The organism is Mycolicibacterium sp. CBM1 (assembly GCF_054073305.1).
In genome coordinates, this window is record NZ_JBSXPP010000014.1 from 1 (window position 1) to 20366 (window position 20366).

At 66.1% G+C, this 20366-nt stretch carries 16 protein-coding genes; 4 read left to right on the top strand and 12 right to left on the bottom strand.

Translation table 11 applies throughout. From position 1 onward, the window contains the following. The first annotated feature begins 54 nt into the window (after positions 1 to 54). The 4 genes from ACXDF8_RS18290 (at position 55) to ACXDF8_RS18305 (ending at position 5434) form a co-directional block, all read left to right on the top strand. A protein-coding gene (locus ACXDF8_RS18290) for an IS3 family transposase (RefSeq protein ID WP_457221679.1) occupies positions 55 to 1199 on the top strand; the annotation gives its coding sequence in 2 pieces (ribosomal slippage) (positions 55 to 322 and positions 322 to 1199; 1146 coding nt in all). Positions 1200 to 1366: 167 nt separating this feature from the next. After that, entirely contained in the window at positions 1367 to 2452 is a 1086-nt protein-coding gene (locus ACXDF8_RS18295) for a C39 family peptidase (RefSeq protein WP_457224699.1), read from the top strand. 57 nt (positions 2453 to 2509) lie between these two features. After that, complete coding sequence (locus ACXDF8_RS18300; protein WP_457224700.1) at positions 2510 to 3700, top strand: C39 family peptidase; 1191 nt, start codon at positions 2510 to 2512, stop codon at positions 3698 to 3700. A 90-nt stretch (positions 3701 to 3790) separates the two neighbouring features. Next, a complete protein-coding gene (locus ACXDF8_RS18305; protein ID WP_457224701.1) occupies positions 3791 to 5434 on the top strand; it encodes a peptide chain release factor 3 in 1644 nt (547 codons plus the stop codon). Between the two features lie 12 nt (positions 5435 to 5446). Here ACXDF8_RS18305 and ACXDF8_RS18310 read toward each other — a convergent pair whose 3' ends face one another. The 12 genes from ACXDF8_RS18310 to ACXDF8_RS18365 all read right to left on the bottom strand — a co-directional run bounded on the left by ACXDF8_RS18310 (position 5447) and on the right by ACXDF8_RS18365 (position 20361). Beyond that, positions 5447 to 6676, bottom strand: coding sequence for a cysteine desulfurase-like protein (locus ACXDF8_RS18310; protein WP_457224702.1), 1230 nt, complete (start codon positions 6674 to 6676; stop codon positions 5447 to 5449). A gap of 26 nt (positions 6677 to 6702) precedes the next feature. After that, positions 6703 to 8430 carry an amidohydrolase gene (locus ACXDF8_RS18315; protein WP_457224703.1) on the bottom strand — a complete coding sequence of 576 codons (1728 nt, stop codon included), beginning with the start codon at positions 8428 to 8430 and terminating at the stop codon, positions 6703 to 6705. A gap of 37 nt (positions 8431 to 8467) precedes the next feature. After that, positions 8468 to 10126 carry an ABC-F family ATP-binding cassette domain-containing protein gene (locus ACXDF8_RS18320; RefSeq protein ID WP_457224704.1) on the bottom strand — a complete coding sequence of 553 codons (1659 nt, stop codon included), beginning with the start codon at positions 10124 to 10126 and terminating at the stop codon, positions 8468 to 8470. Between the two features lie 71 nt (positions 10127 to 10197). Continuing rightward, the gene (locus ACXDF8_RS18325; RefSeq protein WP_457224705.1) at positions 10198 to 11232 is read right to left on the bottom strand and encodes a glycoside hydrolase family 6 protein; all 1035 of its coding nucleotides are present in this window, start codon (positions 11230 to 11232) and stop codon (positions 10198 to 10200) included. Positions 11233 to 11301: 69 nt separating this feature from the next. After that, positions 11302 to 12099 carry an IclR family transcriptional regulator gene (locus ACXDF8_RS18330; protein ID WP_457224706.1) on the bottom strand — a complete coding sequence of 266 codons (798 nt, stop codon included), beginning with the start codon at positions 12097 to 12099 and terminating at the stop codon, positions 11302 to 11304. Between the two features lie 47 nt (positions 12100 to 12146). After that, on the bottom strand, positions 12147 to 12626 hold the full coding sequence (locus ACXDF8_RS18335; RefSeq protein WP_457224707.1) for a CAP domain-containing protein: 480 nt from the start codon (positions 12624 to 12626) through the stop codon (positions 12147 to 12149). Positions 12627 to 12690: 64 nt separating this feature from the next. Further along, a complete protein-coding gene (locus tag ACXDF8_RS18340; RefSeq protein ID WP_457224708.1) occupies positions 12691 to 14187 on the bottom strand; it encodes an MCE family protein in 1497 nt (498 codons plus the stop codon). Between the two features lies 1 nt (position 14188). Next, positions 14189 to 15319, bottom strand: a complete 1131-nt coding sequence (locus ACXDF8_RS18345; RefSeq protein ID WP_457224835.1) for a virulence factor Mce family protein — start codon at positions 15317 to 15319, stop codon at positions 14189 to 14191. A 2-nt stretch (positions 15320 to 15321) separates the two neighbouring features. Beyond that, a complete protein-coding gene (locus ACXDF8_RS18350; protein ID WP_457224709.1) occupies positions 15322 to 16584 on the bottom strand; it encodes an MCE family protein in 1263 nt (420 codons plus the stop codon). Positions 16585 to 16628: 44 nt separating this feature from the next. Beyond that, positions 16629 to 17963: an MCE family protein gene (locus ACXDF8_RS18355; protein ID WP_457224710.1), complete on the bottom strand. Its 1335-nt coding sequence runs from the start codon at positions 17961 to 17963 to the stop codon at positions 16629 to 16631. Beyond that, positions 17960 to 18988 carry an MCE family protein gene (locus tag ACXDF8_RS18360; protein ID WP_457224711.1) on the bottom strand — a complete coding sequence of 343 codons (1029 nt, stop codon included), beginning with the start codon at positions 18986 to 18988 and terminating at the stop codon, positions 17960 to 17962. Before ACXDF8_RS18360 ends, ACXDF8_RS18355 begins: the two co-directional genes overlap by 4 nt. Further along, positions 18985 to 20361, bottom strand: a complete 1377-nt coding sequence (locus tag ACXDF8_RS18365) for an MCE family protein (RefSeq protein ID WP_457224712.1) — start codon at positions 20359 to 20361, stop codon at positions 18985 to 18987. The genes ACXDF8_RS18360 and ACXDF8_RS18365 overlap by 4 nt, the downstream gene beginning before the upstream one ends. Between the last annotated feature and the right edge of the window lie 5 nt (positions 20362 to 20366).

Below are 20366 nucleotides of genomic sequence, written 5' to 3' on the forward strand. Positions count from 1 at the left end.
AGCAAGTTCTAGAGTCCTGTAGCCCGATGGTGGGCGAGAAGGGACGATGAACGTATGGCTGGTCGGAAGCGGAACTCCGCAGAAGACATCGTGCGCAAACTGCGCCGTGCGGACGAACTGGCCGCCGAAGGCAAGACCGGCGAGGAAATCGCAGCCGAACTCGAGGTGTCTGCGGCGACGTTGTACAACTGGCGTCGCGCCTACGGCGGGATGGACACCGATGCCGCCAAGGAACTCAAGGAATTGCGCGAACAGAACGCCCGACTGAAGCGATTACTGGCCGAGGCCGAGCTGGTCAAAGACGCCTTGCGGGAGGTCGCAAAGGGAAAATTTTAGGCCCAGCTGCCAAGCGCCGCGCCGTCGGCATGCTCACCTCCATGATGGGCATGTCGGAACGGTTGGCGTGCAAAGCCGTTGGGCTGCCCCGCTCCACCTGCCGTCGCCTGCCGTTGTCGCAGACCCCCGCCGATCCCGATGCCGAGATGCGGGCCTGGCTGCGCACGTACGCGACGAAGAACCCATGCCATGGGTTCCGCCGTGCCTGGGCGGCGTTGCGCTACGACGAGCGCCGTGAGGTCAATTTGAAGAAGATCCACCGGCTGTGGCGCGAGGAAGGGCTGCAGGTGCGGGTGCACAGTCCGCGCAAGCGGGCCGGGGTGTCGTCGATCCCATCGATCGAGGCCGATGCCCCGAACGTGGTGTGGGCGATCGACTTCCAGTTCGATTCCACCGTCGACGGCAAGGCCATCAAGATCGCCTCGATGATCGACGAGCACACCCGCGTCTCACTGCTGCACATCGTTGAGCGGTCGATCACCGCCGACCGACTCGTCGCCGATCTCGCCAACGTGTTCGCCGCAGCGGGTGGGCCGCCGAAGGTGCTGCGGATGGACAACGGTCCGGAGTTCATTTCCCAAGCGCTGCAGCAGTTCTGTGACGGTCGGACTGGTATGTCGTATATCCCGCCAGGAGCGCCATGGAACAACGGACACATCGAATCGTTCAACAACCGACTACGCAAGGAGTGCCTCAACCGCAACCACTGGAACACCCTGCTCGAAGCCCGCGTGGTCATCGGCGACTTCAAGCACGAACACAACTACCGGCACCGCCACTCGGCCCTGGGCTACCGCACCCCGGCCGAGTACGCTGCCGTCTGCAGCTGCACCCACACCCCGATGGACTGCAACATCAACTGAAACTGGATCACACCACCCCGACTCAAGAACCGGGTGGACTCAGAATCGGGGACTCGCCAATGTGGGCGGGGGCCGACGTGACATCCATCAAGCGGGCTGGGCGACTGACGACATTCGGCTTCGCAGTCGGGGCCGGTCTGCTGATCGCCTCGGGCGCAGGCGCCGCGGTGGCAGCCGCCGCGCCCGATGACTCCGGGCACACGGCGACCACGAAGTCCGCGGCGGCGGGCAGCACTTCATCGGCGCGCTCGGCCCGTCCGACGTCCGGTAGCGCCGCAAAGACCACGCCGGTCCGCGCGAGCAGCTCGCGCAACGGCTATTCCGCACCCGTTGTCCAGCTGCATGCCACCAAGCGGGCAACGCCTGCGACCAGTGCGCCGCCAGGCTCCGCGACTGACGACAGTGACGGCATCAATGTTGTCCCGACCGCGTCCGCCAAGCAAGCCGCCCCGAAACGCGCTCCTGGACTTCCCACCCCAGATCAGGCGCTGCAGACCATCGCCGAGGGCCTCGGTGGCGTGCGCCGCAACCTTGATGATCTCCGCGGGAAGATCGAGACGTTGGTCCAGAACCAGATCGCCGGTTTCCAGAACAGTCTTCTGGACCTGCAGATCGATCTTCAGCGTCTCGTCAGCAACAAGCCCCTGCTGTACGGCAATCCCGCCAACTCCCAATTTTGGGCGGCTCAGGGTGACGAAACCGCCTATCTGATGGCCGCAGTCATGGCCATAAATCGGCTCACTGGTGAGACAGTGACCGCAGATTCCCTCGTGGCTGAGGCGATGGCTACCGACAGCACCATTCGGCCGGACCGCAAGATGTACCTCGGTCCGACCACCTCTGACTATGTCTGGCCCGCCGACGCGTACCAACTGATGGAAAAACACGGAGTCACGGTGACCTCCACGTTCTACAACCTCAGCCAAGGGCGCCGCGCGCTCAACGCGGTGGAAACCGCACTGGCCGAAGGCAAGACTGTCATCACGACCATCAACGGCCCGACCGTCTCGATTCTCGATCCCACACAACAGGATATGGACCAGCACCCCGTGGTGGTGCTCGCGATCGACGTCACCAACAACGTGGTCTACTTCAACGACGGCGCGCTGCCTGAGGGCGGCCAGAAACGGACGATGTCGCTCGACAAGTTCATCGACGCCTGGCGCGCCTCGTTCTACAGCACCACCTTCGCAGAGGCGGCCGCTGTCACGCCGCAGACCGAATCGCCGGCGACCGAGGCGGTCGCCGCGTGACTACCACTCCAGCGATCTCGATGATTGTCATTCACGTCGATGCGGGCGGGGGCCAACATGACTTCAATTAAGCGCGCGGGACGACTCACCACTCTCGGCTTCGCCGTAGGAGCGGGCTTGCTGATCGCCGCCGGCGCCGGTGCCGCGGTCGCGAGCGCCGCACCGGAGGACTCCGGGCACACCTCAGCCGGCAGCTCGTCGGCGTCGAGCAACTCGGCATCGGCAGCGCGTTCAGGCCGACCGTCAAGCAGCACGACAGCCGGAGCCAAGCAGACCCGCGCGGTCAGCACACGTGGCGACTATTCCGCTTCAGTGGTGCAGCTGCACACCCGCAAGCCGTCGAGTGCCGCCCCGACGTCATCTCGGACCACCTCCGCCACCGCCACCCAAGAACTCGCTTCGCCGCCCGCTCCGTCGGTCAAACAAGCATCGGCTCCGCGTGTCCCGGCAGCCGTCAAGGCACCGCAGGCGGCCGTTGACGTCGCACGCGATCTGAACACCCTGCACCGCAATCTCGAGCTGCTGATCCGCCACCAAGTCGACGACTGGCGCGACAACCTGACCGCCCTGCGCACCGACCTGGCCGCAATATTTGGCCCGGCCCGACGCCCCACCAACCCGGATATCCCCGCGGACGAAACACCCGGGGTGATCGGCAAGCCGCGCACTCGTGAGGTCTATTTCGTCTATCAGGGCGATACCAATACCTGCGCCCTGTCGACGGCCGCGATGCTGATCGGCCAACTGTACGGTCGCGACAAGATGCCGACCTGGGAGCAGATTGTCACCGAAGCGGCCACCACATCGAGTTACACCACACCCGGCAAGCCAATCTACGACCGGGTCAACGACACATTTGTCACCACCAAAGATGTGGTGCAGCTGCTGGCGACTCACGGGGTCGAGGTGAAGGCGACTGATTACACCCGCGGGCAAGGCGACCTGGCGTTCTCGAACCTCAAAGCGGCGCTGAGTCAAGGTGATTCGGTGGCCGTCTCGGTCAAGGCGCAGATCATCTGGGGACGCGGCGCACCCGATACCGCGTACAGGGCTGACCACCTGATCACCGTGCTCGGTATCGATACGACCAAGAACCTCGTCTACGTCAACGACAGTGCCTTTAAAGAGGAAACGGGTAAGGGCATGGCCATCGAGATGAAGGTGTTCATGAGCGCGTGGGCCGCCGACTCGTACACGACGCTGACCGCCGTGGCCGCGACGACGTCCCAAACCGCACTGACCGCCTGAGCGCGTAGGTCGCTCGGAGCGCGCCGGCCACGGTTCGACCCGTTCCCGATTAGAGGTTTTGCGCGGTCGGCAAATACCATCGACAGCGCAATGACAGATCACGACCTGGACGTCCGGACCCCCGGTGCGACCGCCGCGGCGACCCGGCTGGCAGCCGAAGCCGGCCGCCGCCGCACCTTCGCCGTCATCAGCCATCCCGACGCCGGTAAATCGACACTGACCGAGGCGCTGGTGCTGCACGCCAAGGTGATCACCCAGGCGGGCGCCATCCACGGCAAGGCCGGGCGACGCGCCACGGTGTCGGACTGGATGGAGATGGAGCAGGCCAGAGGCATCTCGATCACCTCGACGGCGCTGCAATTCCCCTACCGCTCCCCCGACGGCCAGGACTGCGTCATCAACCTGCTCGACACCCCCGGGCACGCCGACTTCTCCGAGGACACCTACCGGGTGCTGTCCGCCGTGGACTGCGCGGTCATGCTGATCGACGCGGCCAAAGGCCTCGAACCGCAGACCCTGAAACTGTTCCAGGTGTGTCGCCATCGGGGCATCCCGATCCTCACGGTGATCAACAAGTGGGACCGCCCAGGCCGCGACGCCCTGTCACTGCTCGACGAGATCGCCGAGCGCATCGGCCTCAAGCCCACCCCACTGACCTGGCCGGTCGGCATCGCCGGTGATTTCAAGGGGGTCCTGGACCGCCGCACCGGCAACTTCATCCGCTTCACCCGCACCGCCGGCGGCGCGACCGCCGCGCCCGAGGAGCACATCCCGCCGGCCCGCGCACACGACGCCGCCGGAATCGACTGGGACAACGCCGTCGAAGAATGCGAACTGCTGACCGCCGACGGCGGCGAGCACGACCAGGAGGCGTTCCTGCGGGGTGAGACGACGCCGGTGCTGTTCACCTCGGCGGCCCTGAACTTCGGGGTGAACCAGCTGCTGGACACGCTGGTGCGGCTGGCGCCGCCACCGAGCGGCCAAGCCGACGTCGACGGCAACGTCCGCCCGGTGGATGCGCCGTTCAGCGCCTTCGTTTTCAAGGTGCAGGCCGGCATGGACTCCGCCCACCGCGATCGCATCGCCTACGCGCGGGTCTGCTCGGGCACCTTCGAGCGCGGCGACGTGCTGACCCACGCCGCCACCGGAAAGCCGTTCGTCACCAAGTACGCCCAGTCGGTGTTCGGCCAGCAGCGCTCGACACTGGACAACGCCTGGCCCGGCGACGTGCTCGGCCTGGCCAACGCGGCGGCACTACGCCCGGGCGACACGCTCTACCGCGACGTCCCCGTGCAGTTCCCGCCGATCCCCAGCTTCTCCCCCGAGCACTTCGCGGTTGCCCGCGGCACCGACCCGAGCAAGCACAAGCAGTTCCGCAAGGGCATCGAGCAGTTGGAGCAGGAAGGCGTCGTGCAGGTGCTGCGCTCCGACCGACGCGGGGACCAGGCGCCGGTGCTGGCCGCCGTGGGACCGCTGCAGTTCGAGGTGGCCACCCACCGGATGGCCACCGAGTTCAGCGCGCCGATCGCCCTCGAGCCGCTGCCGTACACGGTGGCCCGCATCGTGGACCCCGAGGACGCTCCGTTCGTGGAGAAGCAGGTCTCGATGGAGGCCCTGACCCGCACCGACGGGGTCATGCTGGCATTGTTCACCACCAAGTGGCGGCTGCAGGGTTTCCAGGAAGACAACCCCACCGTGCGGCTGAGCCCGCTGGTGGCCGCCGGCGACGCCTGACCCAGAGCCCGGCTACCCGCCGAGGTAGGCCGCCAAGGCGGCCAGCAGCCGATCGACGTCGCCGATGTCGGAGTACGGGCTCAGCCCGATCCGCAGCCCGCCGTCGGGCAGACCGAGATGGCGGGCGGGTTCGTAGGCGTAGAACGATCCCGCCGGGGCATTGATCCCCTCGCCGGCCAGGTATGCACTGACGTCGGCACTCCGGTGCCCGGCGAAGGTCACCAACAACGTCGGGGTGCGGCGCTCGGCCCGCGAATGCACGCTCACCCCGGGCAGCTGCCGCAGGCCGTCCTCGATGACGAAGCGCAGTTGATCCTCGTGCCGGGCGACGGCGGTCATGCTCGCGACCAGGCGTGCGCGCCGGTCTCCGTCGAAACCGGTCATGCCGGCGATGAAGCCGACCGCGGCGCTGACGCCGGCCATGATCTCGTAGGGCAGCGTGCCGAGTTCGAAGCGTTCCGGGATCTGATCGGTGGACGGTGTGAGCTTGTCGGGGTGAAGATCTTCGAGCAGCGCGGGCCGCGCGGCGACGACGCCGCAGTGCGGTCCCAGGAACTTGTACGGCGAGCAGGCGAAGAAATCCGCGCCCAGGTCGGCGACGTCGACCACGCTGTGCGCGGTGTAGTGCACGCCGTCGACGTAGAGCAGCGCTCCCGCCGCATGGGTGTCGGCGGCGATGGTCTGGATGTCGGGCATCGTTCCGATGAGGTTGGACGCGGCGGTCACCGCGACCAGTCGAGTGCGGTCGGTGAGCAGGGCGGCGACGTTGGCGGCGGGCAGTTCCGCGGTGTCGGTGTCGAATTCGGCCCAGCGCACGGTGACACCCGCGCGCTGCGCGGCGAACAGCCAGGGCCGGATGTTGCCGTCGTGGTCCAACCGGGACACGACGATCTCGTCGCCCGGGCGCCACGTCGCGGCCAGGGTGCGGGCCAGGTCGAAGGTCAGTGCGGTCATGCTGCGCCCGTAGATCACCCCGCGCGGGTCGGCATTGAGCAGCTGACCCATCGACTTCCGGAACGCGTGCACGATCGCCTCGGCATTGCGCTCGGCGGCGGTGTTGGCGCCACGGTTGGACAGTGGGCGCAGCATGGCGTCGCGGATCGCGTCGGCGACGACGTCGGGGGTCTGCGACCCACCCGGACCGTCGAAGTACGCCGTCCCCGATCGCAGAGCCGGAAAGCAGACCCGGATGGCGTCGACGTCGAGATCCGGTGGTCGCACGGTGTCACCGGTGAAAGTCATCGCAGCACAACCCCTTTCGGCGAAGCTCAGCAGTGCGGTGGTTGGACGTTGCCCAGCAGGGCCTGGTCGTAGCCGGGGGCGACCTCCGCGACCGACGCCATGAAGCTCTCCAGGTCGACCGGGCGGCCCGAGATCCAGGTGCCCAGTACCTGCATGGTGTCTTGCAGTCGCGTCGGGTCGACCAGGTAGGGGTCGGTGTTGAGCAGCACGAAGTCGGCCAGCTTGCCGGTCTCGATGGAACCGATCTCGTGTTCGCGCTTCTGCTGCCAGGCCGCGTTGATGGTGTGGGCCTGCAGCGCCTCGTCGAGGGTGAGGCTCTGTTCCGGTGCGTGCACCGCGCCCGACGCGCTGCGGCGGGTGACCGCGTTTTGGATGGTCAACCACGGCAACGGCGGTGACACGAATCCGTCGTTGTGGAAGGTGGGCCGCACGCCACCGTCATAGGCATCCCGGTAGGGCTGCCAGCGGGCGCCGTAGGACGGTTCGAACATGACACCGTCGTAGAGGTCGCCCCAGTAGAGGGCTTGGAACGGTGACATCGACGCGGTGACCCCGAGGCTGCCGGCCCGGATGCACTGTTGGCGGCTCGGCGTGGAGAAGTGCTCGATGCGCCAGCGGTGATCCGATCCGGTCAGCCCGTGGGCGCCCAGCGCCGCTTCGTACCCGTCGAGCAGGATGTCGATACCGGCGTCGCCGTTGACATGGGTGGCGATCTGCACACCATCCACCACGAATTCCTCTGTCAGCGAGAGGAATTGGTCAAGCGTGTAGTTCATCACCGAAAGCCCCGGCGCGGTGCCCACTGGGATGCCGGCGATCCTGGCGCGATCGGAGTCGAGGTAGGGGACGCTGATCGACGCGGTGCCGATCGACGGGCTGCCGTCCATCCAGATCTTGTAGCCCACGCGCCGGATCATCGGTGACAGCTCGCCGAAATCCAACTCCGAGTGTGCCCCGGTGTCATACGTCGTCTGATACAGCGAGTAGCGGATCGGGCAGCCGGGCAGTTGGGCCAACGCCTCCAGTGGCCCGCGCAGCCGACTCACGAAGGCCATGTCGCACGCGGCGGTGAAACCGTTGCGTGCCAATGTCGAATACCAGGCACCGAGATTGGCCAGCGGTGAGGGGACGACACCTGGCAGGAAGGCGGCGAGCGCGACCATGAAGGCCTGGGTCTCGAAACCCACTCCGCCCGCTGTCCCGTCCGGCCGCCGGGTCCATCGCGCGTCGGGGGTGTCCGCCGGTGGTGTCGCCCGATGCCAGCCGAACACCGGCATCGCCTGGGAGTTGAAATACAGTGCGTGCCCGGTGATGTCGAGGATCAGCACCGGATGGTCGGGGAAGTACCTGTCCAGCCTCGTGCGATCGGGCATCGGGATGGACAGCAGCAGTCGGTCCAGACCGGAGAACAGCAGCGGTTGTCCGGCCGGGGTGCCGGCGCGTAGTTCGGCGAACAGGGCTTCTACGTGCTGCCAACTCGGATACCCCACGAACGGGGCGATCCAGTGTGCCGGTTGCTCGCAGAGCACGGCGGCCGGCACCGGGTGGTCGTGGGTCTGGATGAAGCCGGGCATCAGCACGGTCGGACCGAGATCCTCGACCGGACCGTCGGGTGCGGCGGCCCGGCACTGCTCGAGTGAGCCGACCGCGACGATCCGGCCGGTGTCACGATCCACGGTGACGGCTCGGGCCCGCGGCTGGGCGGGGTTCATGGTGATGACCGACGACGCTGCGAGAACCGACCGAGAGCCCACCGCATCTCCTATCCGTTGGCGCACACCGTACCGTGGCCTACAGCTCGGTGACGGCTCCAGCGTCGACCAGCCATCGCCGATCCAGCCGGACGTTCGCCAGCATCCGGCGGTCATGGGTCACCAGTAGTAATGCGCCGTCGTAGCTGTCGAGCGCCTGCTCGAGCTGCTCGATGGCCGGCAGATCGAGGTGGTTGGTGGGCTCGTCGAGGACCAGCACATTGGTGCCGCATGCCTGCAGCAAGGCGAGCCCGGCACGGGTGCGCTCACCGGGGGACAGTTCGTCGACGGGGCGCTCCACGTGATCGGCGCGCAACCCGAACTTGGCGAGCAGGGTCCGCACGTCGGCGGTCGACCACGTCGGCACCCGCTGCTCGAAGCGATCGACCAGCTTGTCGGTACCGGTGAATTCGGCACGGGCCTGGTCGATTTCGCCGACGGCGACGTTAGCGCCCAGGCTGGCCCGGCCCTCGTCGGGCGGGCGGTGACCCAGCAGCAGACGCAACAGGGTCGACTTGCCGGCTCCGTTCGGGCCGGTGATCCCGATCCGTTCGCCGGCGTTGACTTGGAGCGACACCGGTCCCAGACGGTGATCGCCTTGGCGCACAACCGCATTGTCCAGCGTCGAGACCACGGAGCTGGAACGTGGCGCCGCCGCGATGGTGAACTCCAGATTCCACTCTTTTCGGGGTTCGGCCACCTCTTCCAGGCGGGCGATGCGGCTCTCCATCTGCCGCACCTTCTGTGCCTGCTTCTCACTGGACTCGCTGGCCGCGCGCCGCCTGATCTTGTCGTTGTCGGGTGCCTTGCGGATGGCGTTGCGCACACCCTGGCTCGACCACTCCCGTTGGACGCGGGCGCGCGCCACCAGGTCGGCCTTCTTCTCGGCGAATTCCTCGTATTGTTCGCGCCGGTGCCTGCGGCCGACTTCGCGCTCTTCCAGGTAGCTCTCGTAGCCGCCGCCGAATACGGTCGTGGTGTTCTGGGCAAGGTCCAGCTCCAGGACGCGAGTCACGCTGCGGGCCAGGAACTCCCGGTCGTGACTGACCAGCACCACACCACCGCGCAGGTCGCGGACGAAGTCCTCCAGTCGGGCCAGGCCGTCGAGGTCCAGATCGTTGGTCGGCTCGTCGAGCAGCACGATGTCGAAACGCGACAACAGCAGCGCGGCCAGTCCCACCCGCGCCGCCTGCCCGCCGGACAGGGCGGTCATCAACGTCGTCTGCGGTCGCACCGACGAGGTATCCAGCCCCAGCCCGGCCAGCACCTCAGGCATCCGGTCGTCGAGGTCGGCCGCACCGGAGGCAAGCCAGCGATCCAGCGCGACCGCGTAGGTTTCGGCTGGGTCGATGCCCGAGGCAGCGGGTTCGGCCAGTGCGGCGGCCGCCGACTCCATAGCGATCGTCGCTTCCGCACACCCGGTGCGGCGGGCGATGTAGGCGGCGACGGTCTCCCCCGGCACCCGCTCGTGCTCTTGGGGCAACCACCCGACGAACGCGTCGGTCGGCGCCAGGCTGACCGTGCCCTCCAGCGGTTCGAGAGCCCCGGCCAGGATCTTCAGCAGCGTGCTCTTGCCGGCACCGTTGGCGCCGACGACGCCGACGACGTCACCGGGCGCCACCGTGAGGTCCAGGCCCTCGAAGAGTGTGCGATGGGCGAATCCGCCGGCCACGCTCCTGGCGACAAGGGTTGCGGTCATGGCCTCATCGTCGCATCACCGGTCTTCGACCGGGGTGGTGTGCGGCCGTCCCGGCGACTGGTTTGCGGACACTAGTGCCCGGCGTTGCGCGCCAGGTCGATCGCGTACTGGTTGATGAACCGACCGGCCCCGGGCTCACCACGCCCGCAGGATCCGTCGGATTCACCGGGGCGCTTGACCCACAGGAAGGCGTCGATGTGCCCGTTGCCGGTGTCGGTCGTCGGGGCGACGCCCAGGGCCCGGCCGACGGGGTTGCACCAGTACAGCGGATCGCCTTCGACCGGGCCGGCACCGTTGCGCGAGGTGTCGATGACGTAGTGGGCGCCGTTGGTCTGCCCGGAGATGGCCTCGCCGTAGCCGATCTCCTCGTCGGTGGTGAAGAAGTTCGCGGTGTTGAGGCTGAATCCCCGCGCCTTGCCGATATCGACCTGGTTGAGCCGGGCGGCCATCTCGTCGGCCCCGACCCAGCGGGAGTGGCCGGCGTCGACGTAGACGGCGGTCGCCGGGTTGGCGCTGAGTGTGTCGACCGCGTAGCGGATCAGGTCGAAACGCTCCTGGCGCTGGTCACCGGACAGGCAGTCGGCCATGGCGAGCGCGTCGGGTTCCAGGATGATCGCCGCGGGTCCGCCGCCGATGTCGGCGGCGACGGTGTTGATCCACCCGCGGTAGGCGTCACCGGAACCGAAGCCGCCGGCGGCGAAGCTGCCGCAGTCGCGGTGCGGGATTCCGTACAACGCCAGCAGCGGAATCGTGCCGGCCGCCTGTGCCGCGCTGATGTACTTCGCGTCGACCGCGGGCGTCGACAGCTGGTCCATCCAGTACGCCTGCGGGGTGTTGGCGACGTAGGTCAGCTCGGGGCTCGGCGGGTTGGCGCTGTTGGCGGCCCGCATGGCCGCTGAGTTGGGGTTGACGTACAGCGGCAGGCCGGCCAGCGGGTTGACGTCCTCCGCCAGCCGGATGGACGGAGCGGGCACCACCGGCGCCGGCTCGGCGACCAGCACCTGTCCGGCGAGAGCGGCAACCGTCAGAACGGGGGCGATCCAGCGCGTGAGGGCACCGGCAGCACAGAACGTCACCGAAAGAAAAGTAGTGCTGCGGCCCGACAAGTGCCAACTGCCGCTGGCTGCCGCCCCACTTCACCTCCCACGTTGCGTCTCACCCGGTGAGCAATGCGGTCAGGCCGGGCTGAGTTCCACGTCCAGCCGAGGTTGCGGGCGCCGCTGATCCAACGCTCTGGCGATACCGAATGCCGCCGCCATAACCGCGGAACTCCACTTGCGTGCCGAGGCCTGACCGACGGGCGTTACCACGGCCACCGCCGCGTGCACCCGGTCCCCTTCACCCCGGATCGGCGCGGCGCACGACACCACTCCCAGGCTCATCTCTTCGATCGCCACGGCAAACCCCCGACGCCGCGTGTCGGCGAGTTCGCGGCGCAAAGCCCGGGCGGAAGTCTTGGTAAACGGCGTATACGCCGCCAACGGCCGGGCAAGGATTCGGGCCCGAACCTCCTCTGGCGCCGCGGCCAACAGCGCTCGGCCCACTCCGCTCGCGTGCAGCGGCAGCCGTCGGCCGACCCGACCGACCGTATCGACGGCGTCCACACCGGCGATCTTCTCGATCAGCAAAGCGTGGTCGCCGTCGATCACGGCGAGCTGGACGTCGTGGCGGGTGAGGTCGTGCAGACCGTGAAGGAACGGCATCGCAGTTTCGCGTACGCTGCGGCTGCGCTGCGAGCTGGCAGCGATCTCCAGCAACGTGTTGCCCACCGTGTAATCACCACGAGACGTTCGCTCGAGCGCTCCCCACGCGGCCAGCTGCCGCACAATGCGATGCACCGTGCTCACCGGCAGACCCGTCGCGCGAGCCAGATCTGAAAGTGACAACGCTACTTCGGTCCCGGCGAACGCCTCAAGAATCATGCCGGTTTTCTGCAGGACTGTCTGCCCCGGAACCCTATTCTTTCCAGACACCCACTTCTCCGTTCTTCACGATGCCGGGCAGCGATGGCCGGATCTGACTAACCCTGTTCGGGCTTCCCGTAGACCGCGACCACGACGCTCCGGTCCAGACTGTTCTCCGACCACACCCCCATCTGTGTGAACGCACAGTTCTGCATGATCGCGAGATATTCTGGGACGGAATACCATTGGTTCATCACCTCGATGCCGGAAATCGCGAGAGCGGGATTGATCGCGATCGTCTCTGCGACGACGCCGTGGTATCCGGCAGCGTTGGCGCGGTCCTGCGGCATCGACCCGTCCGAGCCGACGTCGCCGGAGAGGTCGCGGTTGGCCATCAGGTCGTCGGTATGCCATTGAGCAGCAAGTTGGAGTTGCAGATTGGGCGCCACATCATTGGTGCAACCCGCGCGATGCTGAATCGTGAACACATTGGCGATCACCGAGTTGTTCAGCCGCTTGTTGTCCGCGTGCGCCGGGGCCACACCGATGCACATCACGAGCGCCACGGTCGCCGCGGCTGCCGCCCACCACCTCATCACAACACCCCTTTCTCTCTGCGGAGTCTGACCGACGCGGCAGACGAGGACTGCCCGGCGATGGTCAGTTCCTCGCATTCGGGGGAAGCAGCAAGTCCTGCCAGGATGCGCGTCCAGAAGAGCCGCCGGCCAGATCCGACTGGCTGTAGACCTGACCGTCCGGGCCGACGTAGGTACCGGTTGTCGGGTCGTACTGCGCAGTCGCCAAGGCCGGCATCTCGGGCGGTGGCGAACCCGCCGCCGGCGACAGCCCCGCAGACGGAACCTGTTGCGCCGGAGCAGCATCCGATGCCAGTTGCGGCACATCTTGACCCGACAACGTGGCGTTGGGGTCACCCTTCCAGTTGTATCCGTCATTGAGAGGGACGTACTGTTCGTTGCTCTCGCACATCTTGACCGTGGGTGCGCGCTTACCCGGCACCGTCTCACACGGGATGTTTCGCGCGCCACGCACGGCGATCAATGATGAATCTTGCGGCACCCGGCAGTACAGGTCCCCGAGTGGACGATCCGGGTAATCTTGCAGGCTCGGCACTCGCCGCTGCTGGGTCGGTAGGAACCCGGTCGTACACGGCGGGGGAAGATTCACCTGGAGGTTCAGCCCCAAATATGCGCCGCCGGCAGCCGGGCCTTTGAGGTAGCGATCGGCGACCCCGGCAGCCTGCATCATCGCAACCCCTTGCGGGACAAGCACCAAGAGCTGCTCGAGATCCGGCTGATAGGTCACGGCTACTTGTCCTACGCTGGCCAGATTGGACAGCAACACCGGCAGCGTCGGCTGTAGTTGCTCGACGAGCTGACGTGCCTGCTCGGCAGCCGGTCCGCCGTTGCGCATCAGCTCGTCCACGGCGCCGTTGTTGGCCTCGAGCTGCCCGGAGATGGTGGCCAGATGTGCTGCCCAGGACCGGATGGCACCCGCGGTGTCGGACTGGGAGTCCAGCACGGCAGGGCCGTGGTCGATGATCGTGGTCAGCGCATCCAGGTGCTCGCGCGCGCCGATCGCGAGGTCACTAGATCCCCGAACGATCCGGCCGATCTCGGGTCCCAGGCCGCCAAAAGCGGTGAATGACTCGTCGACGACGGTCTTGAGATTGTCGCGCGGGATGGCTTGCAACCCCCGGTTGGTGACGTCCATCAACTCCCCGGTGTCGTTCGGCACTGAGGTGCGGCCGACGGGAATGACGTCGCCGTTCTTCAACGGCACCGAGTTGCCGTCACGGGGAAGCAGCGCAACGTATTGCTCGCCGACCGCGGACTGGCTGTGCACCTCGGCGTCGAGATCAGACGGGATCGCGATACCGGAGCGCATGGACAGCACCGCTTGCGCCCCGGAGTCGGTCAAACGCACGTCACTGATCTTGCCGACCTCGACACCGCGGTAGGTGACATTGCCGTTGGTGTACAGCCCCGATGCGTTCGGCAGGTCGACGGTCACCTGGTAGCGGTCCACCCCCAGCAGGGCCGGAAGCTGGATGTACCCGACCAGCATGACAGTTCCCGCGGCGACCGAAACTACGGCGAAGATCAGGAGCTTGGTCAGAATCTGTCTGGATAGCCGCATCTCAGCGCCCCTGGTCGAAGTGATAGGGCACCAGTATCGGATTTCCTTGCGTGTACGGGCTGGGCAGCTGGCCGATCGTGCGGCCCCACTGCAGTTCGAGCTCGGTGAGATTGCCCTCCCACCGCGTGCCGGTGAAGTAGGACTGGTCGATGCGACTCAGCGTCAAGTCGAGGATCAGGGTTATGTTTCCGTAATCCCCACGCATCCAATTGCTCAGTGTTTCCTTGGGATACGGGAATGTTGCCAACATGCTCAGCGATCGAGTAAGCGCTGGACCAGCATCGGCCAGCGAACGCAGCACCGGACCAAGATCGGTGATCTCCTTGACCAATGCGTCTTTCGTTTCGCTGACCGAGGTGGCGGTCAGCGAGCTGAGCTTGCCGATCTTCTCCAACGCCACTCCCAGGTTGTCGCGCTGCTCCTTCAGCACCGCCAGCGCATCGGGAATGCTCGTCAGCGCCTTATCGAATACCGCTTGCTGGCCGGCGAATTGGCCAGAGAGTCGATTGACGCTATCCATAGCCGTGATGATGTCGTCGCGTTGATCGTTGAGGTGCCCGACGAAAGTGTCGATCTGACTGAGCAGGCTGCGGAGATCGCCTTCGCGCCCGCCGAACGCGGTGCTGAGGGCTTTGGTGATGTCCTGGACCTGCCCCAGTCCGCCATTGTTGAGTAGCAGCGACACCGCGGCCAGTGTCTGTTCGGTGGTCGGATAGGCGCCCCCGTGGTCGAGGGGGATGAGGGACCCATTGTGCAATTTCCCCTGCGGCGGAGCGTCGGTCGGTGCAGACAGCTCGACATGCAACGATCCGAGCAGGCTGGTCTGTCCGATCTTCGCGATCGCATTGGCCGGCAGATCCACGTCACCGTCGAGAGTCATCGACACAACGGCGTGCCATCCCTGTCGTGCGATCTTGGTGACGTTTCCGACGGTCACATCCCCGACGCGGACCCTCGAATTCTGCTGGAGATTGGTGACATCGGGCAGTTCGGCAGTCACCTCGAACGAGCCCGGCCCGCCTCCCGCGGTTCCCGGCAATGGCAGAGAATTCGGCCCGCGCCAGCCGCATGCCGACACAGTCGCCGCGCACACCACAACGAGCACCAACGCGCGCAGCGATCGGTAGGAAATGGTCACCGCGAGCCCCCTTCCGGCGGAACCATCAAGCCGGGCAAGCCCGCACTGGGATCTGTGGCGACGGCCTCGGCCGGCAATGCCGCGGGCGGTGCCGCGGGCGGTGCCGCGGGCGGTACATAGTCCGGCCGCATCCAATCTTCGCTGTAGGTGACCTCGTTCGGTCTCGCCATCGCACCGACAACCGGCAGTGGTGCGGTCAGACCGATCGCGGTCCCGATCGGCGGGAAATTGTACTGGCGGTTCTTCACGATCGGCGCCAGGTACTGCACGCACAGTTTCGCCGACTGCTCTGCGTTCAAGCGCGACGCGGCCTGAATCGCGCCACAGATGAACGAGATTGGATCGGCGAAGTTGTTGATCGCCAGCGCACCGCTGATCGACCCCTGAGCGGGTTGATAGATGTTGACGAAGTTCTGTAGCGACGTCGGGGCAACATGCAGCAGCTGTTTGATGTCGTCCAGGCTCTCGCCGAGTGCCTTCGCTACCGAGGCGAGTTTCTCCACCGACGTCCCCATACTGGGCCGGATGTCGGCAACGAAGCCACGAACGTCGCGCACGGCGGCGTTGAGGTCTGCGATGGCCTTGCCGACCTCATCGGGGTCGTTGGCGAGCAGGCCGGTGACAGTAGCGAAATTCTGGTTCAACTGGCTCATCAAATCGGTGCTGGTCTGCAATGCAGACACCAGCGTGGCCAGGTTCTGCACGGTGCCGAACGTGTCAGCACTGTGCTCACTGATGGCTGAAATAGCCTGTGACAGCTTGATAGTCGCGTCACGCATGTCGACGCCTTCGCCACGCAGATTGTCCGCGGCAGTATTGATGAATGCGCCGAAAGTGCTCACCTCGCCTGGTTTTGCGGGTTGCATCGTGTCGGCGAGTTTCTGCAACTGCGCCCGAAGATCGTCCCATTCCACCGGCACCGCGGTTCTGTTCTCCGGGATCACGGCACCATCCGCCATCGCTGGTCCGCCCGTATAGGCGGGGCTGAGTTGGATGGCGCGTGCTGTCACCAGAGTCGGCGCGATGATCAAGGCGTTCGCCTGCAGCGGCACTTTGTAGTTGCTGTCGACCCAGAAAGTGATCTTGACCCGCTGAGGCTGGGGCTGGATCGTGTCGATCTTGCCGACCGGCACCCCGAGAATTCGGACCTCGTCACCGGGGTAGACGCCGTTGGCGTTGGCGAAGTACGCCGCGATGCGAGTGCGATGGCCGTTCGCTTCGGTTCGCAGCACGCCCACCACGCCGGCCGCGAGCAGCAAGGCCAATGCGATGGCCAGGCCCGCGCGCAGATAACGCCTACTCCTCACTGTGGCGCTCCGGGCGGTTCGGGAGCCGTGCCAGGCCCGTCGGCCGCAGCAGGCTCACCGGGAGCGGGAAAGAGCACGGGCGCTGGTGGTTCGGGGGTCGAGGCCATACCCGGTGGTGCGACCGCCGGTGGACCCGGTGGCGGTCCGCCGGGAGGCGGTGCGGGCAGTGGCTCGCGGTACGGATACCGCGGGTCGCCAGGGTTGCCGGTGATGGCGTCGGGCAGAGTCAAATTCGGTTCACCACCTTGACCGGTACGGGGGAACGGGACCGGCAGTGCCGGTGTGGCCGGCTGTCCGACCGGCGGGTCGGTCCGTTCCGAGGGCAGTAACACGTGCGGGTCCAGACCAAGATCGGAGAACGCCGCGTCGATGAAGGGCTGGGTGAACTGACCGGGCAGAAGGTTGGCGATGTAGTTCATGAAGAACGGCCCGGAAGCCACCGATTCGCCCAGCGACATCGAGTAGGCGCCGAGCATCTTGATCGACTGCTGCACCTGTGCTTTTCGATTGTCGAGGATCGTAAGCACGCCGTTGAGCTTGTCCAGCGCGGGACGCAACTGAGCCCGATTGTCCGCGACGAAGCCGGAGAGCTGCCGCGACAGCGACGACAGACTGCCCGAGATGTGGTCCATCGCGGCGCTCTGCTTACGCAACTCGGCCAGCAGCGCATTACTGTCCGCGATGAGTGCGACCACTTGGTCGACCCGGGAGGCCAGCACCGATGTGGTCTTGTTGGCATTGGCCAACAGATTGCGCAACTCCGCGTCGCGGTCGTCGATGGTCTGCGAGATCCGGGCCACGCCGGCGACGGCCGCGCGTAGATCCGCCGGCGTGTCAGAGAAGGTGTCTGCAACCACACGCAACGAGTCTGAGAGTTGGGTGGTATCCAGCCCGTTGATGGTATTTGCCAAGTCCCCCAGCGCATCCGGAATCTGGTATGCCGGCGTGGTCCGTTCGGCGGGGATTGGTCCGCTTAGTTCACCGGAACCGCGGGGAACCACCTCCAGAACCTTGGCACCGAGGATGCTCTTGGTCTTGACGGCGGCCTCGGTGTCGTCGCCCAGCCTGATGTCGTCCTCGACGGTGAAGTCCACCTTCACTCGGGGCCCGTCCAGAGTGACACTGGATACCTGGCCGACTCGATACCCCGCCACCTGGACCGGCGCACCGACTCGTAGGCCGCCGGCTTCGGTGAAGTAGGCCGAATAGTGATCGGCACTGTCGAAGAACGGCACCTTGTCGTACTCGAGTGCAACCACCACGGCACCGGCGATCAGCGTGACGCCGAGTACGCCGGTCAAAACTGGGTTGCGCTCACTGAACGGCTTCATTTGGGCGCACACCGCCCGGTATCTTGGCCCGCCACTTTGACGAACACTGGTTGGCCACCCTTCCCGTTGACCTTGAGCAGGAGGTCGCAGAGGTAGAAAGCGAAGAAGCTGCCGTAGAGGCCCTGCCGACCGAGGATCTTGTACGAGTCGGGCAATGTCGCGAGGAGATTGTCGAAGTACTCGTGGTCGGCGACGACGATGGCCGACGATCGATCGGTCTGAGCCACAGTCTCTTTCAAGGGGGTTCGGATCTGGCCGAGCAGGTCTGCGACGGTGACGGCGGCGTCATCGGCTGAGGCGATCCCGTCGGCGATCGCGGTCTTCCGCGAAGCGAGTGCGTGCACCAGCTCCGACAGTGCGTCCACGCCCTTGGTGAACTGGTCACTCTTGGCGCCCAGTGAACCGAGAACGGTGTTGAGGTTGGTGATGACTTCTCCGATGAGCTGATCCCGGTCGGCGAGGCCGCCGGTCAATTCCGCGGTTTGCGCCAGAAAGGATTTCAGGCTCGTCCCCTGTCCTTGCAACGCCGAGATGAGCTGTCCGGTCAATGCATTGACCTGTTCCGGGTTCAGCGCACGGAACAGCGGCCGGAACCCGCCGATCAGTGCATCGAAGTCCAGCGCAGGCTCTGTGCGCTGCAGCGGGATCGTCGCGCCGGGCGGTAACCGTTTGGTGTCTCCGGCGCCTTCCTCGAGGGCAACGTAGCGTCCGCCGTAGACGTCTTCGAACCGCACCAGCGCACGCGTGCCCTCGGTGAGCAGCACCGACTTATCGGCGGAGAATTCCACCATCGCGGTGCCCCGCGGGGTAATCGTGATATGCCGGACTTTGCCGACCTCGACACCGGCCACTCGGACGAAATTGCCACCCTGTAAGCCCGAGACGCTGACGAACTCCGCCTTGTAGGTCTGTTGATCCTCGAAGCGGAACTGGCCGAAGATCGCCACCAACGCGAAGGTCCCGAGCGCGCAGACGGTCACGAATGCCACCAGGCGAGCGACGATGCCCCCCAGTCCGGTTCTCATGGCTGTGTTCCCGTCTGTTCCGCCGGTTGCTGCGGCTGGTCGTTGCTTGGCGCCGGTGGCAGTCCCGGCCACAGTGGTGTCCCACCGGGGCCGTACAACGGCGCTCCATAGGCGGGTGCACCCGGATAGGGCACGGGACCGATGGCCGGCGGACCCGCTCCTCGAATACTGGGCGGCTCGGGCACGGCACGCGTGGCCGGCAGGAAGTCGAGCCACCATGGGTGGGCGATGCCGGGGTTTGGACGGATATCCACTCCGGTGCCGAATCCGGTGTTGGTCACCAGCTGCCGCAGCGGCCAGTTGTTGTCCACGATGGGCAGCGACCCGCAACTCGGCTTGCCGCCCGGACCGCCCTTGGCGGCGACGACCGGAAGATTGTCGGGATAGCGGTAAGGATCTTTAGCGAACAGCAACGCTGCGTCGAGCGTGGTCGTCCGACCGTTGCCGCCGGCTCCGGCATAGCCGCCGCCGGCATTCAGGAACCACTCCGCCCCGACGAGCATGCAAGTGAACGACGGGCTGTACTTGTAGAGCAGGTCGGTGGTCGGCGCCAGAATATTGATCGCCCGGTTCCAGTCGCCGCGGATCGTGGTGAGCAGGTTGGTACCCGCATCGGCAAATCCGATGGTGCTCAGCAACAGGGTGTCCAAGTCCGTGCGGCGTGCCACCACGGTGTCACTGGAGGTCGTCCCCGACCGGAGTGTGGCGATGATGTCCGGCGCTGCGGCACTGTACGTGTCGCCGAACCGGGCCAGTGACTGCCAACCCTGCTGCATAGCGTCCGAGCGCGGGTTGATGGCCAGTAACACCTCGTTGGCGGCGGTGATAGCACGCCCCATTCGTTCACCCTGGCCACGCAGCCCCTCGGCGAACGCACTGAGCGTTGCGTTCAGCTTCGCCGGGTCGATCTGGTGAACTACCGATACCAGGCTCTCGAACAGCGTGTTGACCTCAGTGGTCGTGTTCCGGGACCGGATGATCGAGCCCGCCGAAATACGCTTGGCCACAGGATCTTTTGGCTCGATGAGATCGACATACTTGGCGCCGAACGCGGTGCTCGCCTTGATCTCGGCCTGCACATTGGCCGGGATGTACCTGATCTGGTCGGGAAACAGATCCAAGGCGAGCTCGACCGACTGCGGCCTGGAGCGCACCGCGGCAACTCTGCCGACTTCGACCCCCCGCAGCTTGACCTTGCCACCGGTCTCCATGACCAGCCCGGCCCGCTCCGAGGACAACGTGACGGGCACGTACCGGGTGAACGAACGATTGAAGATGGCAAGCGACAGCCCGATCAGCGCGGCAACGACGAGAATCAGGATCAGTGTCCACCACCGGGGGCTGATCCAGTTCTCCACAGGACGTCGATTCATTCGCG